Consider the following 20,390-nt stretch of genomic DNA (forward strand, 5'->3'; position numbering starts at 1 on the left):
ACTGGCAGGCCTGCCTGAGCGACGTCAGCACCGATCTGCCGTGCAAGCGTCTCGACGCCGGCCAGCAGAATCGTCTGGCGCAAACCGTGCAGACTCGCCTCAGCGCGGAGCTGACCCGGCAGCTGTTGCAAGAAGCCCCGGCGGCCTATCGCACTCAGGTCAACGACCTGCTGCTGACCGCGCTGGCCCGAGTGATCGGGCGCTGGAGCGGGCAGGCGTCGACCCTGATTCAACTGGAAGGTCACGGTCGCGAAGAGCTGTTCGACGGCGTCGACCTGACCCGTACCGTGGGCTGGTTCACCAGCCTGTTCCCGGTGCGCCTGACCCCGGCCGAAGGCGCGGGCGATTCGATCAAGCGGATCAAGGAACAACTGCGCTCGATCCCGAACAAGGGCATCGGTTTCGGTGCGCTGCGTCATCTTGGTGATGCCGACGCGCAAAGCAGCCTGAAGGCGTTGCCGACCCCGCGCATCACCTTCAACTACCTCGGTCAGTTCGACGGCAGCTTCGAAGCCGATGACGGCGCACTGTTCGCGCCGGCCCCGGACAACGCTGGTCTGGAGCAAAGCCCGGATGCGCCGCTGGGTAACTGGCTGACCCTCAACGGTCAGGTGTATGGCGGTGAGTTGAGCGTCGGCTGGACCTTCAGCGAAGAGCGTTTCGACAGCGCCACCATTGAGGCGCTGGCCCGCGACTACGCCGATGAACTCGCCGCGCTGATCGCTCACTGCCTGACGCCGGGCGTGGAAGGCCTGACCCCGTCGGACTTCCCGCTGGCCGGCCTGACCCAGGCACAACTTGACAGCTTGCCGCTGCCGGCTCCGCAGATCGCTGACATCTATCCGTTGTCGGCGATGCAGCAGGGCATGCTGTTCCATAGCCTGTACGAGCAGGCGACCGGCGACTACATCAACCAGGTTCGCCTGGACGTCGAAGGCCTCGACCCGCAACGCTTCCAGCAAGCCTGGCAAGCGGCGGTGGACAACCACGACATCCTGCGTACCAGTTTCGTCTGGCAAGGCCAGGTGGCGCGTCCGGTGCAAGTGGTGCACAAGCAGCTGGAAATGCCGTTCAGTGTGCTCGACTGGCGTGACCGCAGTGCCGATCCGGCAGCGCTGGATCTGTTGGCCGCCAGCGAGCAGGCGCAAGGTTTCGACCTGAGCCACGGCCCGCTGCTGCGCATGGTCGTTGTGCGTCTGGACGATCAGCGTTGCCACCTGATCTACACCAACCACCACATCCTGATGGACGGCTGGAGCAACTCGCAGTTGCTCGGCGAAGTCCTCCAGCGTTATGCCGGGGAAACCCTGCCGGCGCTGGCCGGGCGTTATCGCGACTACATCGAATGGCTGCAACGCCAGGACGCCAAGGTCAGCGAACACTACTGGACTGCGCAACTGGCCAACCTGCAGGAGCCGACCCGTCTGGCCCAGGCGATTCAGGCCCAGCGCAGCGACGATTCGCGTGACGGTCATGGTGAGCGCTACGTGTTTATCGACGCCGAACAGACCCGGCGTCTGGGCGAGTTCGCTCGCCAGCAGAAGGTCACGCTCAACACCTTGATTCAGGCTGCATGGCTGCTGCTGTTGCAGCGCCTGACCGGTCAGGAAAGCGTGGCGTTCGGCGCCACCGTGGCCGGTCGTCCGACCGAGCTCAAAGGCGTCGAGCAGCAGATCGGCCTGTTCATCAACACCTTGCCGGTGATCGCCAGCCCGCGTTCGGAATACAGCGTCGGCCAGTGGTTGCAGAGCGTGCAGGCGCAGAACATCGGCCTGCGCGAACACGAACACACGCCACTGTTCGACATCCAGCGCTGGGCCGGGCAGAGCGGTGAAGCGCTGTTCGACAATATTCTGGTGTTCGAGAACTACCCGGTGTCCCAGGCCCTGGAAGAGGGCGCGCCACAAGAATTGCGCTTCGGCGAGGTCAACAACCACGAGCAGACCAACTACCCGCTGACCCTGGCAGTGAACGTCAGCGTTGAACTGTCGCTGCACTACAGCTACCAGCGCGGGCAGTTCACCGACTCGGTGATCGTGCAGTTGAGCGCGCAACTGCAAAACCTGTTGCAGCAAATGGTGCAGTCGGGCGATGCCATGCTCGGCGCGCTGGATTTGCTCGACAGCGCCGACCGTCGCTTGATGGTCGAGCAGTGGAATGCCACCGGCATCGACTATCCGCTGGAGCAGGGCGTACACACGCTGATCGAAGCCCAGACCCTGCGCACTCCGGACGCCCCGGCGCTGGTGTTCGCCGGCCAGACTCTGAGCTACTCCCAGCTCAATGCCCGCGCCAACCAGTTGGCCCATGGCTTGATCGCCCGTGGGGTCGGCCCGGATGTGCTGGTCGGGATTGCAGTCGAGCGCAGCCTGGAAATGGTCGTCGGCCTGCTGGCGATTCTCAAGGCTGGCGGCGCCTACGTGCCGCTGGACCCGGAATACCCGCGCGATCGCCTGAGCTACATGATCGCCGACAGCGGCATCGACCAGTTGCTGACTCAGCCGCATCTGCTGGCCAGCCTGCCGATTCCCGACGGCGTACAGACCCTGTGCCTGGAGCCGTCCGGCGCGGACTTCGCCGAGTTGCCGACGCATAACCCGCCGGTCGAATACAACGCCAGCAATCTGGCCTACGTGATCTACACCTCCGGCTCCACCGGTATGCCGAAAGGCGCGGGCAACGCCCATCGCGCCCTGACCAACCGCCTGATGTGGATGCAGCAGGCCTATGGTCTGGACGCCGGCGACACGGTGTTGCAGAAAACCCCGTTCAGCTTCGACGTCTCGGTGTGGGAATTCTTCTGGCCGCTGATGACCGGCGCCCGACTGGTGGTCGCGGCACCGGGCGACCATCGCGATCCGGCGAAACTGATCGCGCTGATCAACGCCGAACGCGTCACCACGCTGCACTTCGTGCCGTCGATGCTGCAGGCCTTCCTGCAGGATGCCAACGTGTCGAGCTGCGCCGGTCTGAAGCGCATCGTCTGCAGCGGTGAAGCGCTGCCGGTGGATGCGCAGGTGCAGGTCTTCGCCAAACTGCCGCAGGCCGGACTGTTCAACCTGTACGGCCCGACCGAAGCCGCGATCGACGTGACCCACTGGACCTGCCGCGACGAAGGTCGCGACGGCGTGCCGATCGGTCAGCCGATTGCCAACCTGTCGACCTTCATTCTCGACAGCGGCCTCAATCCGCTGCCGGTGGGTGTAGCCGGTGAGTTGTATCTCGGCGGAATCGGTCTGGCGCGCGGTTATCACCGTCGTCCGGGGCTGAGCGCCGAGCGCTTTGTCGCCAATCCGTTCGCGGCCGGCGAGCGGATGTACCGCACCGGTGACCTGGCGCGCTATCGCGCCGACGGCGTGATCGAGTACGTCGGGCGCATCGACCATCAGGTCAAACTGCGCGGTCTGCGGATCGAACTGGGCGAAATCGAAGCACGGCTGATGGAACACGCCGCCGTGCGGGAAGCGGTGGTGGTTGCCCGTGATGTGCTGGGCAGCCAGCAACTGGTGGCGTACCTGGTGCCGAGCGATCCGGCGACTGTCGACGCAAGCGATGCTGCACGCAACGAATTGCACGACAGCCTGTCGAGCTGGCTGGGCGCGAGCCTGCCGGATTACATGGTGCCGGCGCACCGGATGTGGCTGGCGCAGATGCCGCTGAGCCCCAACGGCAAGCTCGACCGCAAGCGTCTGCCGGCGCTGGAGTTCTCGGCTGCGCAGCAACACGTCGAACCGGCCAGTGCCATCGAACAGACGCTGGTGGAGATCTGGAAAGACGTGCTGGGCCTTGAGCGGATCAGCACCACCGACAGTTTCTTCGCGTTGGGTGGCGATTCGATCATCTCGATCCAGGTGGTCAGCCGCGCCCGTCAGCAAGGCATCGAACTGAGCCCGAAAGACCTGTTCCAGCAGCCGACCATTCAGCAACTGGCCGTGCGTGCCCAGGCAACCGAAGGCACTCAGGCTCCGGTGGCCGTTTTGGTCGACATGCCGTTGCACGGTCTGAGCGAGGCGCAGATTGCCGAGCTGCCACTGCCGGGCGGGCAACTGGTCGGACTTTACCGCTTGTCGCCGATGCAGCAGGGCATGCTGTTCCTCGGTCTGAACTCGCCGGAAGCCGACCTCTACATCAACCAGGTGAGCATTCCGGTGCAGGGCCTGGAGCCGGCGCGCTTCAAGGCGGCGTGGGAAGCGGTGAGCCGTCGTCACGACATTCTGCGCACCGGTTTCCTCTGGCAGGACATGGCCGAGCCGCTGCAATTCGTGCTCGCCGATCCGCAGCTGCCGGTGAGCCTGCTCGACTGGCGTGATCAGGATCATTCCGAAGAAGCCTTGCAGGCACTGGCCGCCAGCGAACGGGCCAAGGGTTTCGACCTCGATCGTCCGCCGCTGCAACGCCTGACCCTGGTGCAAGTGGGCGAGGGCAGCTATCAGCTGATCTGGACCTATCACCACATCCTGATCGACGGCTGGAGCAGTTCGCAGTTGATCGGTGAAGTGCTGAGCGAATACTCCGGCCAGCCGCTCGCCGAAGCGGTGCCGTACCGTCGCTACATCAACTGGCTGCAACAGCAGGATGCCAACGCCAGTGAAGGTTTCTGGCGTGAGCACCTGAGCCTGCTCGACGAGCCGACTTATCTCGCTGACGCGGTTGCCCGCACCGGTGAAGGTCGCGGTCACGAAGCGCTGTACAGCCGTCTGGGCGAAACCCGCACCGAACAGCTCAAAGCCTTCGCCCAGTCCCAGCAGATCACCCTCAACACCTTGGTGCAGGGCGCGTGGCTGATGCTGCTGAGCCGTTACAGCGGTCAGCGCTGCGTGGCGTTCGGCGCCACGGTGGCGGGGCGTCCGGCGAGTCTGCCGGCGTCGGAGTCGATCCTCGGCCTGTTCATCAACACCTTGCCGGTGATCAAGGACGTGCCGGCCGAACAAGCGGTCGGCCACTGGCTGCGCGACTTGCAGGACTTCAACCTGGAAATGCGCGAGCGCGAATACACGCCGCTGTCCGACGTTCAGCGCTGGGCCGGGCGTACCGGGCAGTCGCTGTTCGACAGCATCATCGTGTTCGAAAACCACCCGATCGATCAGGCGCTGCGCGAGTGGCGCGACGACTCGCTCAAGTTCGGCGAGAGCGCCAGCGCCGGCCTGACCAACTTCCCGATGGACCTGATGGTCACACTCGAAGAGGGGCTGGTGATCGAGTACATGTTCCTGCGCGAACATTTCGACCGGGCAACCGTGGAAGGCATCCGCAGCAACATGGAAGGGCTGCTGACCGCGCTCACCGAGGACGCTGCGCAACCGCTGGGCCGCATCGGCCTGCCGACTGCGCAGGTCGCGGATTCGACGGTGGTTGCCGTGCAGCCGCCAGCACTGGCGGTGCATCAGCGCATCGGTCAGTGGGCCGCTCAACGCCGCGAGCAAACGGCGGTGGTCTTCAACGATCAGGCGTTCAGCTACGGTCAGATCGAAGCACGGGCCAATCGCCTGGCCCATGCACTGATCGCCGAGGGTGTCGGGCCTGAAGTGCGGGTCGGCGTGGCGTTGCCGCGCAGCGAAAACATGATTGTCGCGCTGCTGGCGGTGCTCAAGGCTGGCGGTGCCTACGTGCCGCTGGACGCGACCTATCCTCGCGAGCGTTTGAGTTATCTGATGCGTGATTCCGGGATCGCGTTGCTGCTCAGCGATTCGAGCCTGCGTCAGGTGATGCCGCCTCAGGACAACCTGCATGTGCTGGAGCTGGATCAACTGGATCTGAGCGCCCAGTCGGATACTGCGCCGCAGGTTTCTGTAGAACCGGGCAACCTCGCGTACGTGATCTACACCTCCGGTTCCACCGGATTGCCGAAAGGCGTCGGTGTGGCTCACGGGCCGCTGGCGATGCACTGCGCGGCGATCGGTCAGCGTTATGAAATGAGCGAGGCCGATTGCGAACTGCACTTCATGTCGTTCGCGTTCGACGGCGCCCACGAGCGCTGGCTGACCACCCTGACCCACGGCGCACGCCTGCTGATCCGTGACGACAGCCTGTGGACCGCCGAGCAGACCTACAACGCCATGCATCAGCACGGCGTGACCGTGGCGGCGTTCCCGCCGGTTTACCTGCAACAGCTGGCCGAACACGCCGAGCAACACGGCAACCCACCGCCGGTGCGCATTTACTGCTTCGGCGGCGATGCGGTGCCGGTGGCGAGTTTCGAACTGGCCAAGCGTGCGCTGAAACCGCACTACATCATCAACGGCTACGGCCCGACCGAAACCGTGGTCACGCCGCTGATCTGGAAGGCCGGTGCCGAGGATGTCTGCGGCGCTGCCTACGCGCCGATCGGCAGCGTGGTCGGTGAGCGCAGCGGTTACGTGCTCGACAGCGATCTCAACCGCTTGCCGGTCGGTATTGCCGGTGAGCTTTACCTCGGTGGCGCGCTGGCCCGTGGTTATCTGGGGCGCGCCGGCGGCACCGCCGAGCGCTTCGTGGCCAACCCGTTCAGCGCCGATGGCAGCCGTCTGTATCGCACCGGTGACCTGGTGCGCCAGCGCGCCGATGGCACGGTCGACTACCTCGGCCGGATCGACCATCAGGTGAAAATCCGTGGTTTCCGAATCGAGCTGGGTGAAGTCGAAGCGCGCCTCAAGCAACAACCGGGTGTGCGCGATGCCGCCGTGGTCGCTCGCGAGGGCGTCAGTGGCAAACAACTGCTGGGTTATGTGCTGGCCAGTGCCGACGCGTCGGTGGACGGTCTGTGCGAACGCCTGCGCGAACAGCTCAAGGCCAGCCTGCCGGACTACATGGTGCCAGCGCACCTGATGTTGCTTGAGCGCATGCCGCTGACGCCGAACGGCAAACTCGATCGCAAGGCCTTGCCGGATCCGGGCGCCGAACAGCGTCAGGATTACGTGGCGCCGCGCACCGAACTGGAGAAAGCGCTGGCGAAGATCTGGCAGGAGGTACTGAAGATCGAACGCGTCGGCCTCACCGACAACTTCTTCGAGCTGGGCGGCGACTCGATCCTCAGCCTGCAGGTGGTCGCTCGCAGCCGTGTGCTCAAGTCCCAGGGCCTGAGCCTGAAACTGCGCGATCTGATGCAGAAACCGAGCATCGCCGAACTGGTGGCCAGTGTTCAGGGCGCTGCCGAGAAGGCCTCCGGCCTGCTGGCGATGAACGCCGAGGTCAAGGGCCGGGCACCGTTGTTCTGCATCCACGCCGGTTTCGGCACGGTGTTCGATTACGAGCCATTGGCCCGTCGTCTGAGCGGTCAGCGCCAGGTGCTGGCGATCCAGTCGCGGATGTTGCTCGACCCGGCCTTCAGCGACACGTCGCTGGAAAGCATGGCCAGTGACTACGTGGCGCAGATCCGCGAGAAACAGCCGCAGGGGCCGTATCACCTGTTGGGCTGGTCGCTCGGCGGTACGCTGGCGATGTTGATGGCGGCGCAGCTGGAACAGGCGGGGCAGCAGGTGCAGTTCGTCGGCCTGGTGGACAGCTTCGTGGCCTCGGCGGCCATCAATGCCGGCGCTGTGGATGACTGGCGAGCCGATCTGCGCGACTTCCTGCGGGTCACCCTGCCGGACGCCGCCGCGAACGTGACCATTGATGGCGAGGAAACCGTGCACAACTTGCGCGCGGTGTTCAACGCTGCCATGGGCGCCGAGCGCGGGGCTTCGACCTACGTGGCGCTGGGGGCCGATGAACTGGCCCATGTGTTCAGCGTGGCGCGCCGGCTCAAACAGTTGTCGTTGCAGCTCGACCGCTGTCCGCCGCTGGCGGTGCAGCCGATCTGCTGGTGGACGCTCGGCCGGGAAGAGGAGGCGGTCGAACTGGCGGCGCAACTCGAACAGCCGGGCATGGGCGGTGAATGGCTCGATTGCGGGCACTTCCAGATCCCGCGAGATGAAACTTTCCTGTCCGAGGCTGAAGAAATGCTCGGCGAGATCGTTGAATCAGTAGCCATGTCCTGAAACCTGCTCTGTAACCGCAAACACCACTCGGGCGCTTAAGGCGCCCGAGTGCTTTGGAGAAATTGAATGTCGTTGAATCCTGATATCGCCGCTTTTCTGCAACTGGTCGGCAACGGCCGGGCCAGCGGCAAACGCGTGGGCATGCATGAGCTGAGCCCGGAACAGGCGCGCGAGCAGTTCGATCAGTCTTCGTTGCTGATGGACGCTGGCGGTGAAGAACTGGCGGTGGTCGATGAACTGCAACTGCCGGTGCGCGACGGCTCGCTGCTGAAGGCGCGGGTCTACAGCAATCAGCCCTTGAACGCCGGGGCCGGGCGTCCGGCCCTGTTGTATTTCCATGGTGGCGGTTATGTGGTCGGCAGCCTCGATTCCCATGATTCGCTGTGCCGGGCGCTGGCGTCGATGGCCGATTGCGTGGTGGTGTCGGTGGCTTATCGACTGGCGCCGGAGTTCCGCTTCCCGACCGCTGCCGATGATGCACAGGATGCCTGGGATTGGCTGGTGGCCAGCGCTCAGGACCTGGGCCTGGACAGCACACGCCTGGCGATTGCCGGTGACAGCGTCGGTGGCAGCCTGGCCACGGTGCTGGCCGCGCAATTGGCGGGTGCCCCGGTGCAGCCGCGTTTGCAGGTGCTGATCTACCCGGTCACTGACGCCAGCCGCAGCACCCCGTCCATCGAGCGTTACGCCGAGGGCTATCTGCTGGAGAAGGAGTCGCTGAACTGGTTTTACAACCACTATCAGCGTGAGGCGGCCGACCGTCTCGATCCGCGTTTTTCGCCGTTGCTGGGTGACGTCTCAGCCGCTGTGGCGCCGGTGCTTCTGGTGTTGGCAGAGTGCGATCCACTGCATGACGAAGGCGTGGCATACGCCCGGCATTTGCAGGCGGCGGGTGTCGAGGTCGAGTTGAAAGTGTACGAAGGCATGACGCATGACTTCATGCGCATGGGCGCGATCATCGACGAGGCTGAAGAGGCGCAGCAGCACATTGCCGAGCGCTTGGTGGAGGTGTTTGCGGCGCGGTGACACGTGTTTTGAGGGACTGAAAAAGGGCCGCTGTTTGCGGCCCTTTTCTTTTGCCCGGGAATTGCTTTCGGGCAGACAGCAAAACGCCGGCAGATGCCGGCGTTTTGTTTGACGCTGAACGTGTTACCAGTTGTAGGTCACGTCGGCGGTCATGGTCCGGCCTTCGCCGTAGTAGCAGTCCAGCGTGCTGTTGCAGCTGGCGACGTATTTCTCGTCGGTGAGGTTTTCCAGGTTCATCTTCACCTTCACGCCTTTGACGTGCAGTGGCGATTTTTCCAGGTCGTAGGAGACCATGGCGTCATACACGGTGTAGGACGGGATCTGGAAGGAATCTTCCTCGTAGTCCGAGCCGTAGCTGCTGCGCACGTAGCGGGTGCCCAGGCCCATGCCCAGACCGGCCAGCGACGTCGAGATGTCGAAGTCGTAGTTGATCCACGCGGAGGCGGTCAGCGGCGGGCTCATGGCCAGGGTGCGACCTTCGCGACCGTCGTTGACGCTGCGCCATTTGATCTGGTTGCGCGACACCGAGGCCAGCACGCGCAGGTTCTGGGTGACGTTGACCTTGCCTTCCAGTTCTACACCGCGCGAACGCACCGAACCGCTCTGGCTGCTGAAGCCCGGGTTTTGCAGATCGTTGGTCAGCATGTTGTTCTGGTCGATCTGATAGGCCGACAGCTGGATGAAACCGTCGATCGATTTCGGCTCGTACTTGATGCCGACTTCGTACTGCTTGCCTTCGGTCGGTTCGAACCCGCGACCGTTCATGTCGGCACCGGTTTGCGGCAGGAACGATTCGGCATAGCTCACGTACGGCGTCATGCCGTTCTCGAACTCGTAGCCGAAGCCTGCGCGACCGGTGAACTTCTCGTCCTTGAGGTTCGAACGGTTGCCGCCCAGCGGTTCCTTGTTGATGGTCTCGGCGAAGTCATAACGACCGCCAAGGGTCAGGAACCACTGGTTCCAGCGCATCTGGTCCTGGGTGTACAGGCCGGTCTGCTTGACGGTGTTGTCCCACTTGTAAGGCTGGCGGAAATTGAACTCGCTGCCGTAGACCGGGTTGTACAGGTTGATGGCAGGGCCGGTGCGGTCATAGCGACCGAGGAACTTGGAGTTGAAGTGGTAGTAGTCCACGCCCAGCAGCAGGGTGTGATCCAGCTCGCCGGTCTTGAACTTGGCCTGGGCGATGTTATCGATGCCGTAGACCTTGTTGTGTTGCGCCCAGTCCACGCCGTAACGGGTCTGGTAACTGACTTCGTCACCGGTGGCCGGGTTGGTGTCGAACGAGTAGCCGTGCAGCGGCGCGACGTAACGGTCGTTGACGTCGGCGTAGCGGGCGTTCTGCTTGAGGGTCCAGACGTCGTTGAGTTCGTGGGCGATCTCGTAGCCGATCACGAACTGTTCGCGGTCGTACTTGTTCACGCCCGGCTCGCCGATGAACAGGCTGCGGCTGATGCGCCCGGCACTGCTGCGGTGCACGGTGCCGTCGGCCGGCAGGCCCTGGGCTTCCGGGGTGTCGCGGTCTTTCTGGTACTGGCCGTAGAAGGTGATGCTGGTGCGGTCGTTCGGCAGCCAGGTCAGGCTGGGCGCGAGCATCATGCGGTTCTGGTCGGCGTAGTCGATCTGCGAGTTGCTGTCGTTGACCACACCGGTCAGGCGATAGAGAAACTCGCCCTGGTCGTCGATCGGGCCGCCCAGGTCGAAGGCGCCGTATTTGCGGTCATAGCTGCCGCCACCCAGGATCACTTCGTGCAACGGTGTGGCGGTCGGACGCTTGCCGACCATGTTGACGATCCCGCCTGGCTGGTTCTGGCCGTACAGGACCGATGCCGGGCCCTTGAGCACTTCGATGCGCTCCAGGCTGTACGGGTCGATCTGCAGCGAACCGCCGGTGCTGCCGCCGCCGTAAGGCAGGTGCAGGCCGTCGAGGTACAGCGGGGTTGGCGAGAAACCGCGGGAAGTCGGTTCGTCGAAGATTTTCACCCGGTCGGAGAAACCGCCGCCGGTCATGCCCGCGGTGTAGCGCAGGGCTTCGGTGACCGATTGCGAACCGCGCATCTTGATTTCGTCTTGCGTGACGACGTTGATGGTCTGCGGGATTTCCTTGAGTGCGGTATCGGTCTTGGAACCGGTGGCGCTACGCTTGGCGACGATCCCGTCAACCGGGCCCCACGCCGATTCCTGGGCTGCCGTGATGTTGGTCGGCGCCAGGTCCAGGCTTGCGCTGTTGCCGCGGGCGCGCAACGCAACGTTGTTGCCCTGGACGCTGTAGGCAATGTCGGTGCCCTGCAGCAATTGCCCGATCGCAGCGGTCGGTTCCAGGTTGCCGCTGACGGCGGTGCTGCGCAGGCCGCTCACTTCGTCCGGGCTGTACAGCACTTGCAGATTGGTCTGGCGGCCGAATTCCTGCAGTGCGCTCCCCAGCGACTGAGCAGGAATATCGATCGCCACGGCCGCTGCCTGCGCCTGGCCGATCATCGGCAAGGTGAGAGCCAGGGCGCAAACGGCTGGAAGGGTGGTGCGGAAGGAACGGCGGATCAGCAGAGCCTTGGCGAGCGGGTTGAGTCCGTGCGGTGCGGGCATTGTTCTTCTACTCTTCAAAGTGTTGACTGAGAACTATTTCTATTAACTGTAAGTAAGACGTTGAGCCTTCCAAAAACCGGAAAGGCTCAACGCATTTTTTTTACAAAATTTTCACAATCAGGCGGGTTGCAGCTCTGTGACCACTTTGCCGGCGCTCATGCGCACCAGTTGGTCGGCGACGTCGAAGTAACGATCGTCGTGGGAAATGACGATGATGGTCTTGCCCAGACGCTTCAGGTCCGGCAGCAATTCGGTGTAGAAAATCCGCCGGAACGTCGGGTCCTGGTCGGCAGCCCATTCGTCGAACACCAGCACCGGACGCTCTTCCAGCCACGCATTGATCAACGCCAGACGCTTGCGTTGACCGGTCGACAGATCGGTGGTGGTGAACGCGCCGTCGCGCACGCTGACCTTGTGCGCGATTTCCAGGCGCTCAAGGTATTTGTTGGCATCTTCCGGAATATGCGTGTCGCCCTGCACCACGTCGTCGAACAGGTAATAGTCGGCGAAGATCGTGGTGAACAACTGGCGATAGTCGTCGCGGGTGAGGGCGGTCACCACTTGATTGTTGAGGCGGATCTCACCCTGCTGCGGCGCATACAGGCCCAGCAGCAGCTTGATCAGGGTGGTCTTGCCGCAACCGTTTTCACCGACGATGAAGATGATGTCGCCCTGATCGATCTTCAGGTTCACCGGCCCCAGGCGGAACGGCGCAGCGCCTTCCACGGTCGGGAAACTGTACGAGACGTCGGTCAGCTCCAGGCTGTGCACGGGCGTTTTCCTATTGCCTTGGTCGCTGAGCAACAGGTGCGGCTCGGGCGAGGAGAACTGCTCGGACAACTCGGCAATCCGGCGGAATGCAATCTGCGCGCGGCTGACGATCGGCAGCGTGCCGATGATGTGTTCCAGCGGGCCTTTCATGTACAGCAGCACCAGCACGAAGCCGCTCATCACCGCTTTGTCGGCGCTCGGCCACAGCGATTGCAGGGCCAGTGCCAGGCCGATCACCACAAAGAACAGCATTGAGCCGAGGGTCTTGGCGACCACGAAGATGTTCACCGAACGCACCTGGGTGTCACAGATTTTATCGGCCGTGCCTTCGATGCCCGAGACGAACATGCGATGGCGGCGCGGGCGATGGATGCGCAGCTCCTTGGCACCTTCGGCGACGGCGTTGTAGTGCTTTTGCAGCTCGTCTTCGTAATCCCGGGCCTTGAGGAAACCCTGCATGCCGCGCCCACGGGCGATGTACTGAATGACGGTGCCGATCAGAATCGCCACCACCATCATCAGGAACATCGGCCACGAAAGGATCGCCAGATAGCCCATGCAGCCGAGCGTGACGGTCATGGAAATGGCCAGCGGCGCGAAGGCGAAGGCGAAATCGCTGATGGTGTCGACGTCGTGGGTCAGCACCGGGATCAGTCGATGGCTGCGGTAGCGTTCGATCTGCTCGATGGGCGCCGACAGCACTTTTTCGCCCAGTTCTTTGCGCAGCCTGGCGATGATGTGCTGGCCGACGAAGTTGGTGCCGATGTCGGAGAAAATCGAACTGGCCAGGGCCAGCAGGCACAGGCCGGCGAACACCGCGACCACGGTGCTGGTCAGGCCGGTTTCGGAGTGCAGCGCGTTGTTGATCGTCGCCAGCAGCGCCGTGACGCTCAGGCCGCCGACCATGCCGAGCAGGATCGAACCGGCAACGATCAGCCGAAAGGGTTTGAGCAGGGCGAACAATTCATTGATCACCCCGCGTGTTGGTTTGCTCATGGAGGTTCCCTGCGTGAAAGAGCGGCGAAGGCCGGGATCGGCTGCGGACTTCGCCTGGGTGACGTAGAGGGCAGTGGCGCGTCGCAATGGATCGCGCCATCTGTAGAACGACTGGCGGGAGGGTTAATTTAGCGAGGCGGCGGGGGGGTTACAGATCCCGCGCCACCCGGAAGCCGATCCAGTCGCCGCGCTCGTCAGGCGCCAGCGCATTGCGGTTGCCGGAGCGCGAGAAGACCGGCGCTTCGCCCCAGTCGTTACCGCGAATGCGCTTGAACTGGCACTTGCCGGTCTCCCACGCGCTGCCGTCGCTCGGCGCGCCTTCGTAGTTTTCGTTGTAGCAATCGGCGGTCCATTCGTAGACGTTGCCGTGCATGTCGTACACGCCAAAGGCGTTGGGCGGGAAGCTGCCGGCCGGCGCGGTGAAGTTGTAACCATCGGCCGCACCGTAGGTATTGGCGTGCTTGGCGATGCTGTATTCCTTGCCCTCATCGAACGGGAACGGGAACGGCCCGGTGGTGCCGCCACGGGCGGCGTATTCGCGCAGGGACTCACTCACCAGCCGGTATTGCTGGCCAGTTTTTTTCGACAGCCACGCCACGTAGTCGTTGGCTTCGGCGAAATTCATGCACACCGCCGGATGCTTGTCGGTGTACTGCTTGCGCGGGTCGCTGCCGGCGTAGTCGGGGACCCCGGCCTTGCACGCGCGGCCCGGGCGATCATCGCCGTCGGGCATCTGGTAGCCGGTGTCCTTGAGGTAGGCGAACCATTCGCCCTTGAGCACCTGGAAGCGGCTGATCGCCAGCGGTTTGGCGAACGTCACCGGGTGCATCGGGCCTTCGTCGGGCTCGCGGCCGACTTCGTCTTCAGGCGTGCCCATGGTGAACGTGCCGGTGGGCAGCACGACCATTTCCGGGCAATCCTTGCAGTCCTTGAACACCTTGCCCGGTGCCGGCGGGGTGGCGGCCTGCGCAGCGTTCGGCAGCAGGCTGGCGGCGAGGGCGGCGAACATCAGCGCCGGCAGGGTTTTCAGGGCAGAACGAGGCAGTTCACTGTTCATTTCGAGTCTCGTCAAAGGGAGGAAATCGTTGGCGCTCACAGCGCCCGGTCGAGCACCGCCAGCAGGCGGTCGATCTGGGCTTCGTCGTTGAGCAAGCCCGGTGCGGTGCGGATCACTGGCCCGACATCGCGTTCCACGGCATCGGCCACCACCTTGTTGGCCATCAGGTGCGCGGCGATCTTGTCGCTGTCCTTGCCCTTGACCCGGAAGAAGGTGAAACCGGCGGAAAATTCCGGGCTCAACGGCGTGACCAGTTCGATCTGCGGGCGTTGCAGCAGGCGTTTTTTCAGGTAGCTGTTCAGTTCATGAATGCGCGCCTGCACGTCGGCCTTGCCCAGTTGCAGGTGCAACCTGAACGCTTCGGTCAGCGCCCAGCGATGCTCGAACGAGTGGTAACCGCCCGGCGTCATGGTGGTGGAGAAGTGCTCGGCCTCGGAAAAGGTCGGGATTATCGGCGTGACGTATTTCACTTCCGGGGTGCGACTGACCACGATCCCGGTGCCGCGCGGGCCGAACATCCATTTGTGGGTGCCGGCGATGAAGAAGTCGCAGTTCATGGCCGGGAAGCTCATGTCTTCCACACCGAAACCGTGTACGCCGTCGACGACATACACGATGCGGTCGGCCTCGCTGCGGCCACGGTTGTGTTTGTCGACCAGCGCACCGATGTCGCCGAGCGGCAGTTTCACGCCACTGCCGGAATGCACCCAGCACATGCCGAGCACGCGGGTTTCCGGGCGGATGCTGCGGTCGATATTGGCCAGCAGTTCTTCCTTGTTGATCCGGTACGGATCCTTGAACAGGCGGATCTTGCGCACCTTGGTGCCGTCGCGCTGGGTGCGCAATTCGAGAATGGTGTGGGTCGCGTAGTGTTCGTGTTCGGTGGTGAGAATTTCTTGATCGGCGCGCACCTGGACGCCGCCGTAAATCATCGCCAGGCCTTCGGTGGTGCTGCCGGTCAGGGCGATCTGCCGGGCATCGGCCTGCACATACTTGCCGGCCCAGACGCGCACGTCTTCTTCGCGTTTTTCGGTGACGCCGTAGTCCCAGTCCATCGCCAGCCCCGGATTTTTGTCGAGGGCGGCGCGGTGCATTTCGATCGCCTCGCGCACCGGGCGCGGGTGGGTGGTGACGAGGAAATTGGAGAAGTGCAGCCAGGCCGGATCCTGATCGAACAACTGCTGCAACTGCGCCCACTTGTTGCGTGGCAGCGGGGCGGCGGTCGAAGCGCTGGCGATGTTCGGCAGGCTTGCACCCAGCGGCAAGGCCGCGGCGAGAAGCCCGGCCTGCTTCAGAAAGTCACGACGGTTGCTCATGGCTTGACGGCTTCCCGGGCAGTGGCCAGTGCCGGTTTGGCGGATTTTTCCACCTGATCCCAGACCCGCAGGAAGTTGCCGCCCCAGAGCTTGGCGATGTCTGCTTCGGAGTAGCCGCGCGACAGCAGTTCAGCGGTCACGTTGCGGATTTCGCCGACGTTTTCCCAGCCTTTGACGCCGCCACCTTCGTTGAAGTCCGAGCTGATGCCGACGTGGTCGATACCGATCTTTCTGACCGTGTAATCGATGGCGTCGCCCAGGTCCTTGAGGCTGGCTTTCGGCTCTTCTTCGAGGATCGCGTAGAGCTGGCCGGCATACTCGCCGAACTTCTGTTCGGACCACGCCGAGATGATCGGATCGCCCGGCATCAGAGCCACGGCCAGGTTCGGCAGCGGCGGCAGGTCATAGCGCTTGCGCAGTTCATTCAGCTTGTCCTGAGTCCCCTGGGTCAGCGGTCGCAGGTATTGCGAGAAGCCGACGATCTGCACCACGCCGCCGCTGTTCTTGATCAGCTGCATCTCCTTGTCGCTGAGGTTGCGCGGGATATCGACCATGGCGCGCGGCGCCGAGTGCGACGCCACCAGCGGCGTGCGGCTCAGTTGTGCGACCTGCTCCAGGGCTTTGGTCGACATCTGCGACACGTCGATGATCACGCCCAGGTCGTTCAGACGCTTGACCGCTTGCTTGCCGATATCGGAGAGACCGTCGAGGGCGTCCGGCGAATCATTGAAGAACGGCAGCGGGCGCGACGAGTCGGCCCAGTCGTTGTTGCCGATGTAGCTGAAGCCGAACATGCGCATGCCGCGCGCCGTCCACAGGTCCAGCTGGCTCAGGTCGTTGCCCAGCGGGTAGGCGTTGAGCATGCTGATGAAGATCGCGAACTTGCCTTCGCCGTGCAGGCGCCGGAAGTCGTTGGCGGTGTAGGCGATGCCGACCTGGTTGGGGAAGTCGCGGACCATCCCGGAAATGATCTTGTAGCGGATTTCCTGCTGGTTGCGCGCCTCGTCGACGAAGCCTGCGGTGGGCTTGTGCGGAGCGTTCGGCCCGTTCCAGATTTCCGGCCAGCCGAAGATCGTCAATGCTGCGCCGGACAGCCGTCCGCGATTGGCCTTGACCAGGTCGAACTGGTCGCTGCCGTCCTTGTCGATCTCGTTGCCGGTGGTGCCGAAGTTCTGGGTGATGGTGATGTGGCTGTCGAACGAAAGCATGTGCTCGTGCAGTTCTTCGGCCTGCTGCATGACTTTGACCGGGTAGCCGGGGTTGTCCTTGAACCAGATATCCCAGACCGCGAAACCGGCGCCGGCGCTGATCGCCAGGGCCAGTGGCAGGCCGATGAATAGAGCCTTTTTCGAACGTGGTTTTGTCATTGCCATCTCAGTCAGGTTCGCCGTCGAGGTACAGGCGCAGAGGCCTTTGCTATCTGGGAAGAACGAGCGGGCGCGGCAGAAAATTAGTCCGCCCTGATGGCGCTTAAATTTGTTCGCTCAGCAAACGTTCTAGCTTGGATAAAGCCTGCTTCAGGGCTGAACACAGGTAGGGCAATGAGGATTTCTCGACGATGGTTCATGGCAGGCCTGGCGCTGACCGGCGCTGCCGTACCTGCAGCTTATTTCGGGCATCGCGAATGGACGAAGCCCGACCCGACGATCACCCCCGGTGAGGCGTCTTTCGATGTCGCCGACGTGGCCGGGCAACGCTTGGCGAATGCGTTGCGCGGGGTCTGGAAGATCCGCTTCGTCGGGCGTGACGCGGGCCTGGACGGCTTGCCGGCCCTGGGCCTGGAAGTGTTCATCGACATCGGCCAGAAGGGCCGGGGCGTGTGCGGTTTTCTCGACACGCCGGAGCGTCTGCGCTCTGCCGATACACCTCGTTACCGAATTCTCGGCGATCTGGCCGGGGCCGAGGCCTCGAAACTTAGTTGGCGGCTGCTGGGCACTGGCGGCAGCGTCGACTACGAACTGAACATGATCCTCGATGAGGTCTGGGCCGATTTCGGCAATGCCGGCAGCGGCACCCTGAGCGGCACGGTGCAACGTCTTGACCGCTCGCTGGCCTTGCCGGCTCAGGATCATCGTTTCATCGCGGTCAAATGCCTGTTCCCGGAAGCGCGACAGCGTACGCCGCTGAACCCGACGCTGCTGGCGTGGCTGGTGTCGCCCGAGCATCGACTGTTTCACCAGGTCTGGCATGCGACGCGGGACAAGTGGCACACCTTGTCCGAAGACAAGCGCAATGCCTTGCGCGGCCTCGGCTGGCAGCCCGGTCCTCGCGACCTGGAGCGTGATGCTCGCGGTCCGCGCAAGGATCGCAACGGTTCGGGCATCGACTTCTTCTTCATGCACCGACACATGCTCGGCACGGCGCGTTCGATGCAGGATCTGCCGTCATGGCCGTTTTTCCCGTTGCCGCAACCGGAGCTGGTTCGCGACCGTGCCGGGTTTGCCCGTTACTTCGATAACCACGACGGCACTTCGCTGCCGCCCACCTGGCTCGCCGAAGGCGATGACGAGTACGCGCAATGGGTCAGTGACATCAAGACCGCCGAGACTTACCAGAGCAACTTTGAGGTCTGGGAGTCGCAGTACCGCGATCCGCAGTATCTGTCGAAGCTGACCCTCGGCCAGTTCGGCTCTGAAGTGGAGCTGGGTCTGCACGACTGGCTGCACATGCGCTGGGCGTCGGTGCCGCGCGATCCCTCCAACGGTCAGCCGGTGCCGCTGGCGCGGGATCTGGACGATTTCGCCGCACGCTGGTTCGCCCCGGAAAACGACTTTCTCGGCGACCCGTTTTCATCCCATGTGAATCCGGTGTTCTGGGCGTTCCATGGCTGGATCGATGACCGCGTGGAGGACTGGTTCCGTGCGCACGAGCGTTTCCATCCGGGGCAGGTCACTCGCCTGGAAGTCAATGGCGTGAAATGGTTTGCGCCCGGGCGCTGGGTTGAAGTGGCCGATCCATGGCTCGGCCCGACCACTCACGGCTGCAGCACGGTGCCGGGCTTGCAGGTCGGCAAGTCGGTGGAGATGGACCCGGAAACCATGAAGCTCGCGCTGCGCATCACTTTTGGCGAGGACGAGAAGAAACTCGAAGGGTTGTTCCGGCGAGTGCCGAAGCGGCCGTGGTATGCGCGTAATCTGAAGGCTAAAACCAGCGCGGTCTGAGGGTCGCGTTATCGTTGATTCGCTGAACCTGGCAGGCTCGCTCCCACAATGATCGCGTCCATTCAGATGGAATGCGGTCAATGTGGGAGCGAGCCTGCTCGCGAAAGCGGTCTGGAGTTCGTTGCGATTACAGCGTCTGCCACCCGCCACCCAGTGCCTTGTACAACCCGATACTCGCCTGCAATCGCGACAGGCGCAGTTGCACATTCAGATCCTGCGCCGCGTACAGCGTGCGCTGGGTTTCCAGCACCGTCAGCAAATCCTCGGCGCCGGCCTGATAGCGGCTCTGGGCGATATCGAACGCAGTCTGCGCCTGATTCAATTCTTCACTTTGCCATTGCCGCTGTTCGTCGAGCCCGCGAATCCCGTTGAGGGCTTTTTCGACGTCGGCGAAACCGTTGATGATCGCCCCGCGATAGGTTTCCAGCAGTTCTTCCTGGCGAGCCGTGGCCTTGTCGCGCTCGGCGCTCAGGCGACCGTTATTGAAGATCGGTGCGACCAGTCCGGCGGTGAGGTTGTAGAAAGGACTGCGAATAATGTCGTCGAACTGGTTGGCCCCGGAGCCCAGTTGGGCGGTGAGGGTCACGGTCGGCAGCATGGCGGCGCGGGCGACTTTGACGTCGGCCTCGGCCGCTGCCAGTTGCGCTTCCGCGCGGGCGATGTCCGGGCGACGGCTGAGCAGATCGCTGGGCACGCCGGCATCGATGGTCGGCCATTGCAGACGGTCGAACGGTTCCACGCCGGTTTGCAGCTCCTGCACCGGTCGGCCGAGCAGGGCGGCGAGGCTGATCAGCGCATCCTGAGCCTGTTGCTGCACCAGCGGCAGTTGCCGTTGTTGCGCGGCCACCAGGCTTTTCTGCTGGGCCAGTTCCAGCGCGGTGGCCGAGCCTGAGTCGAAGCGGGTCTGCACCAGTTTCAGCACGTTTTGCGCGTTGGCCAGGTTGAGTTCGGCGATGCGACTTTGCTCACGCAGCGACAAGGCTTGCGCATAGGTGTTGGCCACCCCGCTGAGCAAGGTCAGCTCCACAGTCGCCCGGTCGAACTCGCTGGCTTGCTGGGCAAACTGCGCGCTGTCGCGGGAGGCGCGTTTGCCGCCCCAGAAGTCGATTTCGTAGGACGCGCTCAAGTTCGCATCGAAATAATCCACAGCCTTGTTGCTGCTGTCCGCGTCGAGCTGGGTGTAGCCGTTGCCGCGCAGCAATTTCTGCCGATTGGCGTTGGCCCCTGCCTTGATTTCCGGCAACTGCGAGCCGCCAGCAATCACCGTGCCGGCCTGGGCCTGGCGCACCCGGGCGACGGCGGCCGCGAGGTCGAAACTGCCGAGGCGGGCCTGTTCGATCAGGCGGTCGAGTTCGGGGCTGCCGAACTGTTTCCACCATTGCGGATCGATGCGGGCGACGCTGGCGCCGTGGGGCGATTGCCAGGTGGTGGGCGGTTGCAAGCCGCTGTCGGGACGCTGGACGGGACTGCCGCAGGCGCTGAGCAACAGGCACACGGTCAACAGGCTGAGGCGCGGTTTCATAGATCG

9 protein-coding genes (1 of these 9 running past the window's edge) are annotated in these 20,390 nt (G+C 63.5%); 3 read left to right on the plus strand and 6 right to left on the minus strand.

The features are described from left to right. Both M5G18_RS10880 and M5G18_RS10885 read left to right on the plus strand, forming a co-directional pair. Positions 1–7,955, plus strand: partial view of a non-ribosomal peptide synthase/polyketide synthase gene (locus M5G18_RS10880; protein ID WP_273900035.1) — the 3' portion only. The gene continues 7,108 nt to the left of window position 1, outside the view; 7,955 of the gene's 15,063 nt are visible here — the last part of the coding sequence; its start codon lies beyond the left edge, outside the window; its stop codon occupies positions 7,953–7,955. 66 nt (positions 7,956–8,021) lie between these two features. Beyond that, positions 8,022–8,981 (plus strand): alpha/beta hydrolase, encoded by a 960-nt coding sequence (locus tag M5G18_RS10885; RefSeq protein ID WP_273900034.1) that lies wholly within the window; start codon positions 8,022–8,024, stop codon positions 8,979–8,981. Positions 8,982–9,104: 123 nt separating this feature from the next. Here the strand turns inward: M5G18_RS10885 and M5G18_RS10890 are convergent, their stop codons facing one another. From M5G18_RS10890 to pvdM, 5 genes are all read right to left on the minus strand, one after another. Further along, positions 9,105–11,561 (minus strand): TonB-dependent siderophore receptor, encoded by a 2,457-nt coding sequence (locus M5G18_RS10890; protein ID WP_273900033.1) that lies wholly within the window; start codon positions 11,559–11,561, stop codon positions 9,105–9,107. 117 nt (positions 11,562–11,678) lie between these two features. After that, on the minus strand, positions 11,679–13,328 hold the full coding sequence (locus M5G18_RS10895) for a cyclic peptide export ABC transporter (RefSeq protein WP_273900032.1): 1,650 nt from the start codon (positions 13,326–13,328) through the stop codon (positions 11,679–11,681). Positions 13,329–13,476: 148 nt separating this feature from the next. Beyond that, positions 13,477–14,385 carry a dihydropyoverdine dehydrogenase gene (gene pvdO / locus M5G18_RS10900; RefSeq protein ID WP_273900031.1) on the minus strand — a complete coding sequence of 303 codons (909 nt, stop codon included), beginning with the start codon at positions 14,383–14,385 and terminating at the stop codon, positions 13,477–13,479. A 35-nt stretch (positions 14,386–14,420) separates the two neighbouring features. Next, positions 14,421–15,701, minus strand: coding sequence for a pyoverdine-tailoring periplasmic protein PvdN (gene pvdN / locus M5G18_RS10905; protein ID WP_273900030.1), 1,281 nt, complete (start codon positions 15,699–15,701; stop codon positions 14,421–14,423). Next, on the minus strand, positions 15,698–17,068 hold the full coding sequence (pvdM, locus tag M5G18_RS10910) for a pyoverdine-tailoring dipeptidase-like protein PvdM (protein ID WP_273900029.1): 1,371 nt from the start codon (positions 17,066–17,068) through the stop codon (positions 15,698–15,700). Before pvdM ends, pvdN begins: the two co-directional genes overlap by 4 nt. Positions 17,069–17,242: 174 nt before the next feature. On the opposite strand from pvdM, the gene pvdP reads away from it, so the two are divergent. Then, on the plus strand, positions 17,243–18,862 hold the full coding sequence (gene pvdP, locus M5G18_RS10915; protein WP_273900028.1) for a pyoverdine maturation tyrosinase PvdP: 1,620 nt from the start codon (positions 17,243–17,245) through the stop codon (positions 18,860–18,862). Positions 18,863–18,989: 127 nt separating this feature from the next. On the opposite strand, the gene M5G18_RS10920 is transcribed toward pvdP, so the two are convergent. Continuing rightward, positions 18,990–20,384, minus strand: coding sequence for an efflux transporter outer membrane subunit (locus M5G18_RS10920; protein WP_273900027.1), 1,395 nt, complete (start codon positions 20,382–20,384; stop codon positions 18,990–18,992). Positions 20,385–20,390 lie beyond the last annotated feature (6 nt).

The sequence above is a fragment of the Pseudomonas aphyarum genome (assembly GCF_028657055.1).
GTDB lineage: Bacteria > Pseudomonadota > Gammaproteobacteria > Pseudomonadales > Pseudomonadaceae > Aquipseudomonas > Aquipseudomonas aphyarum.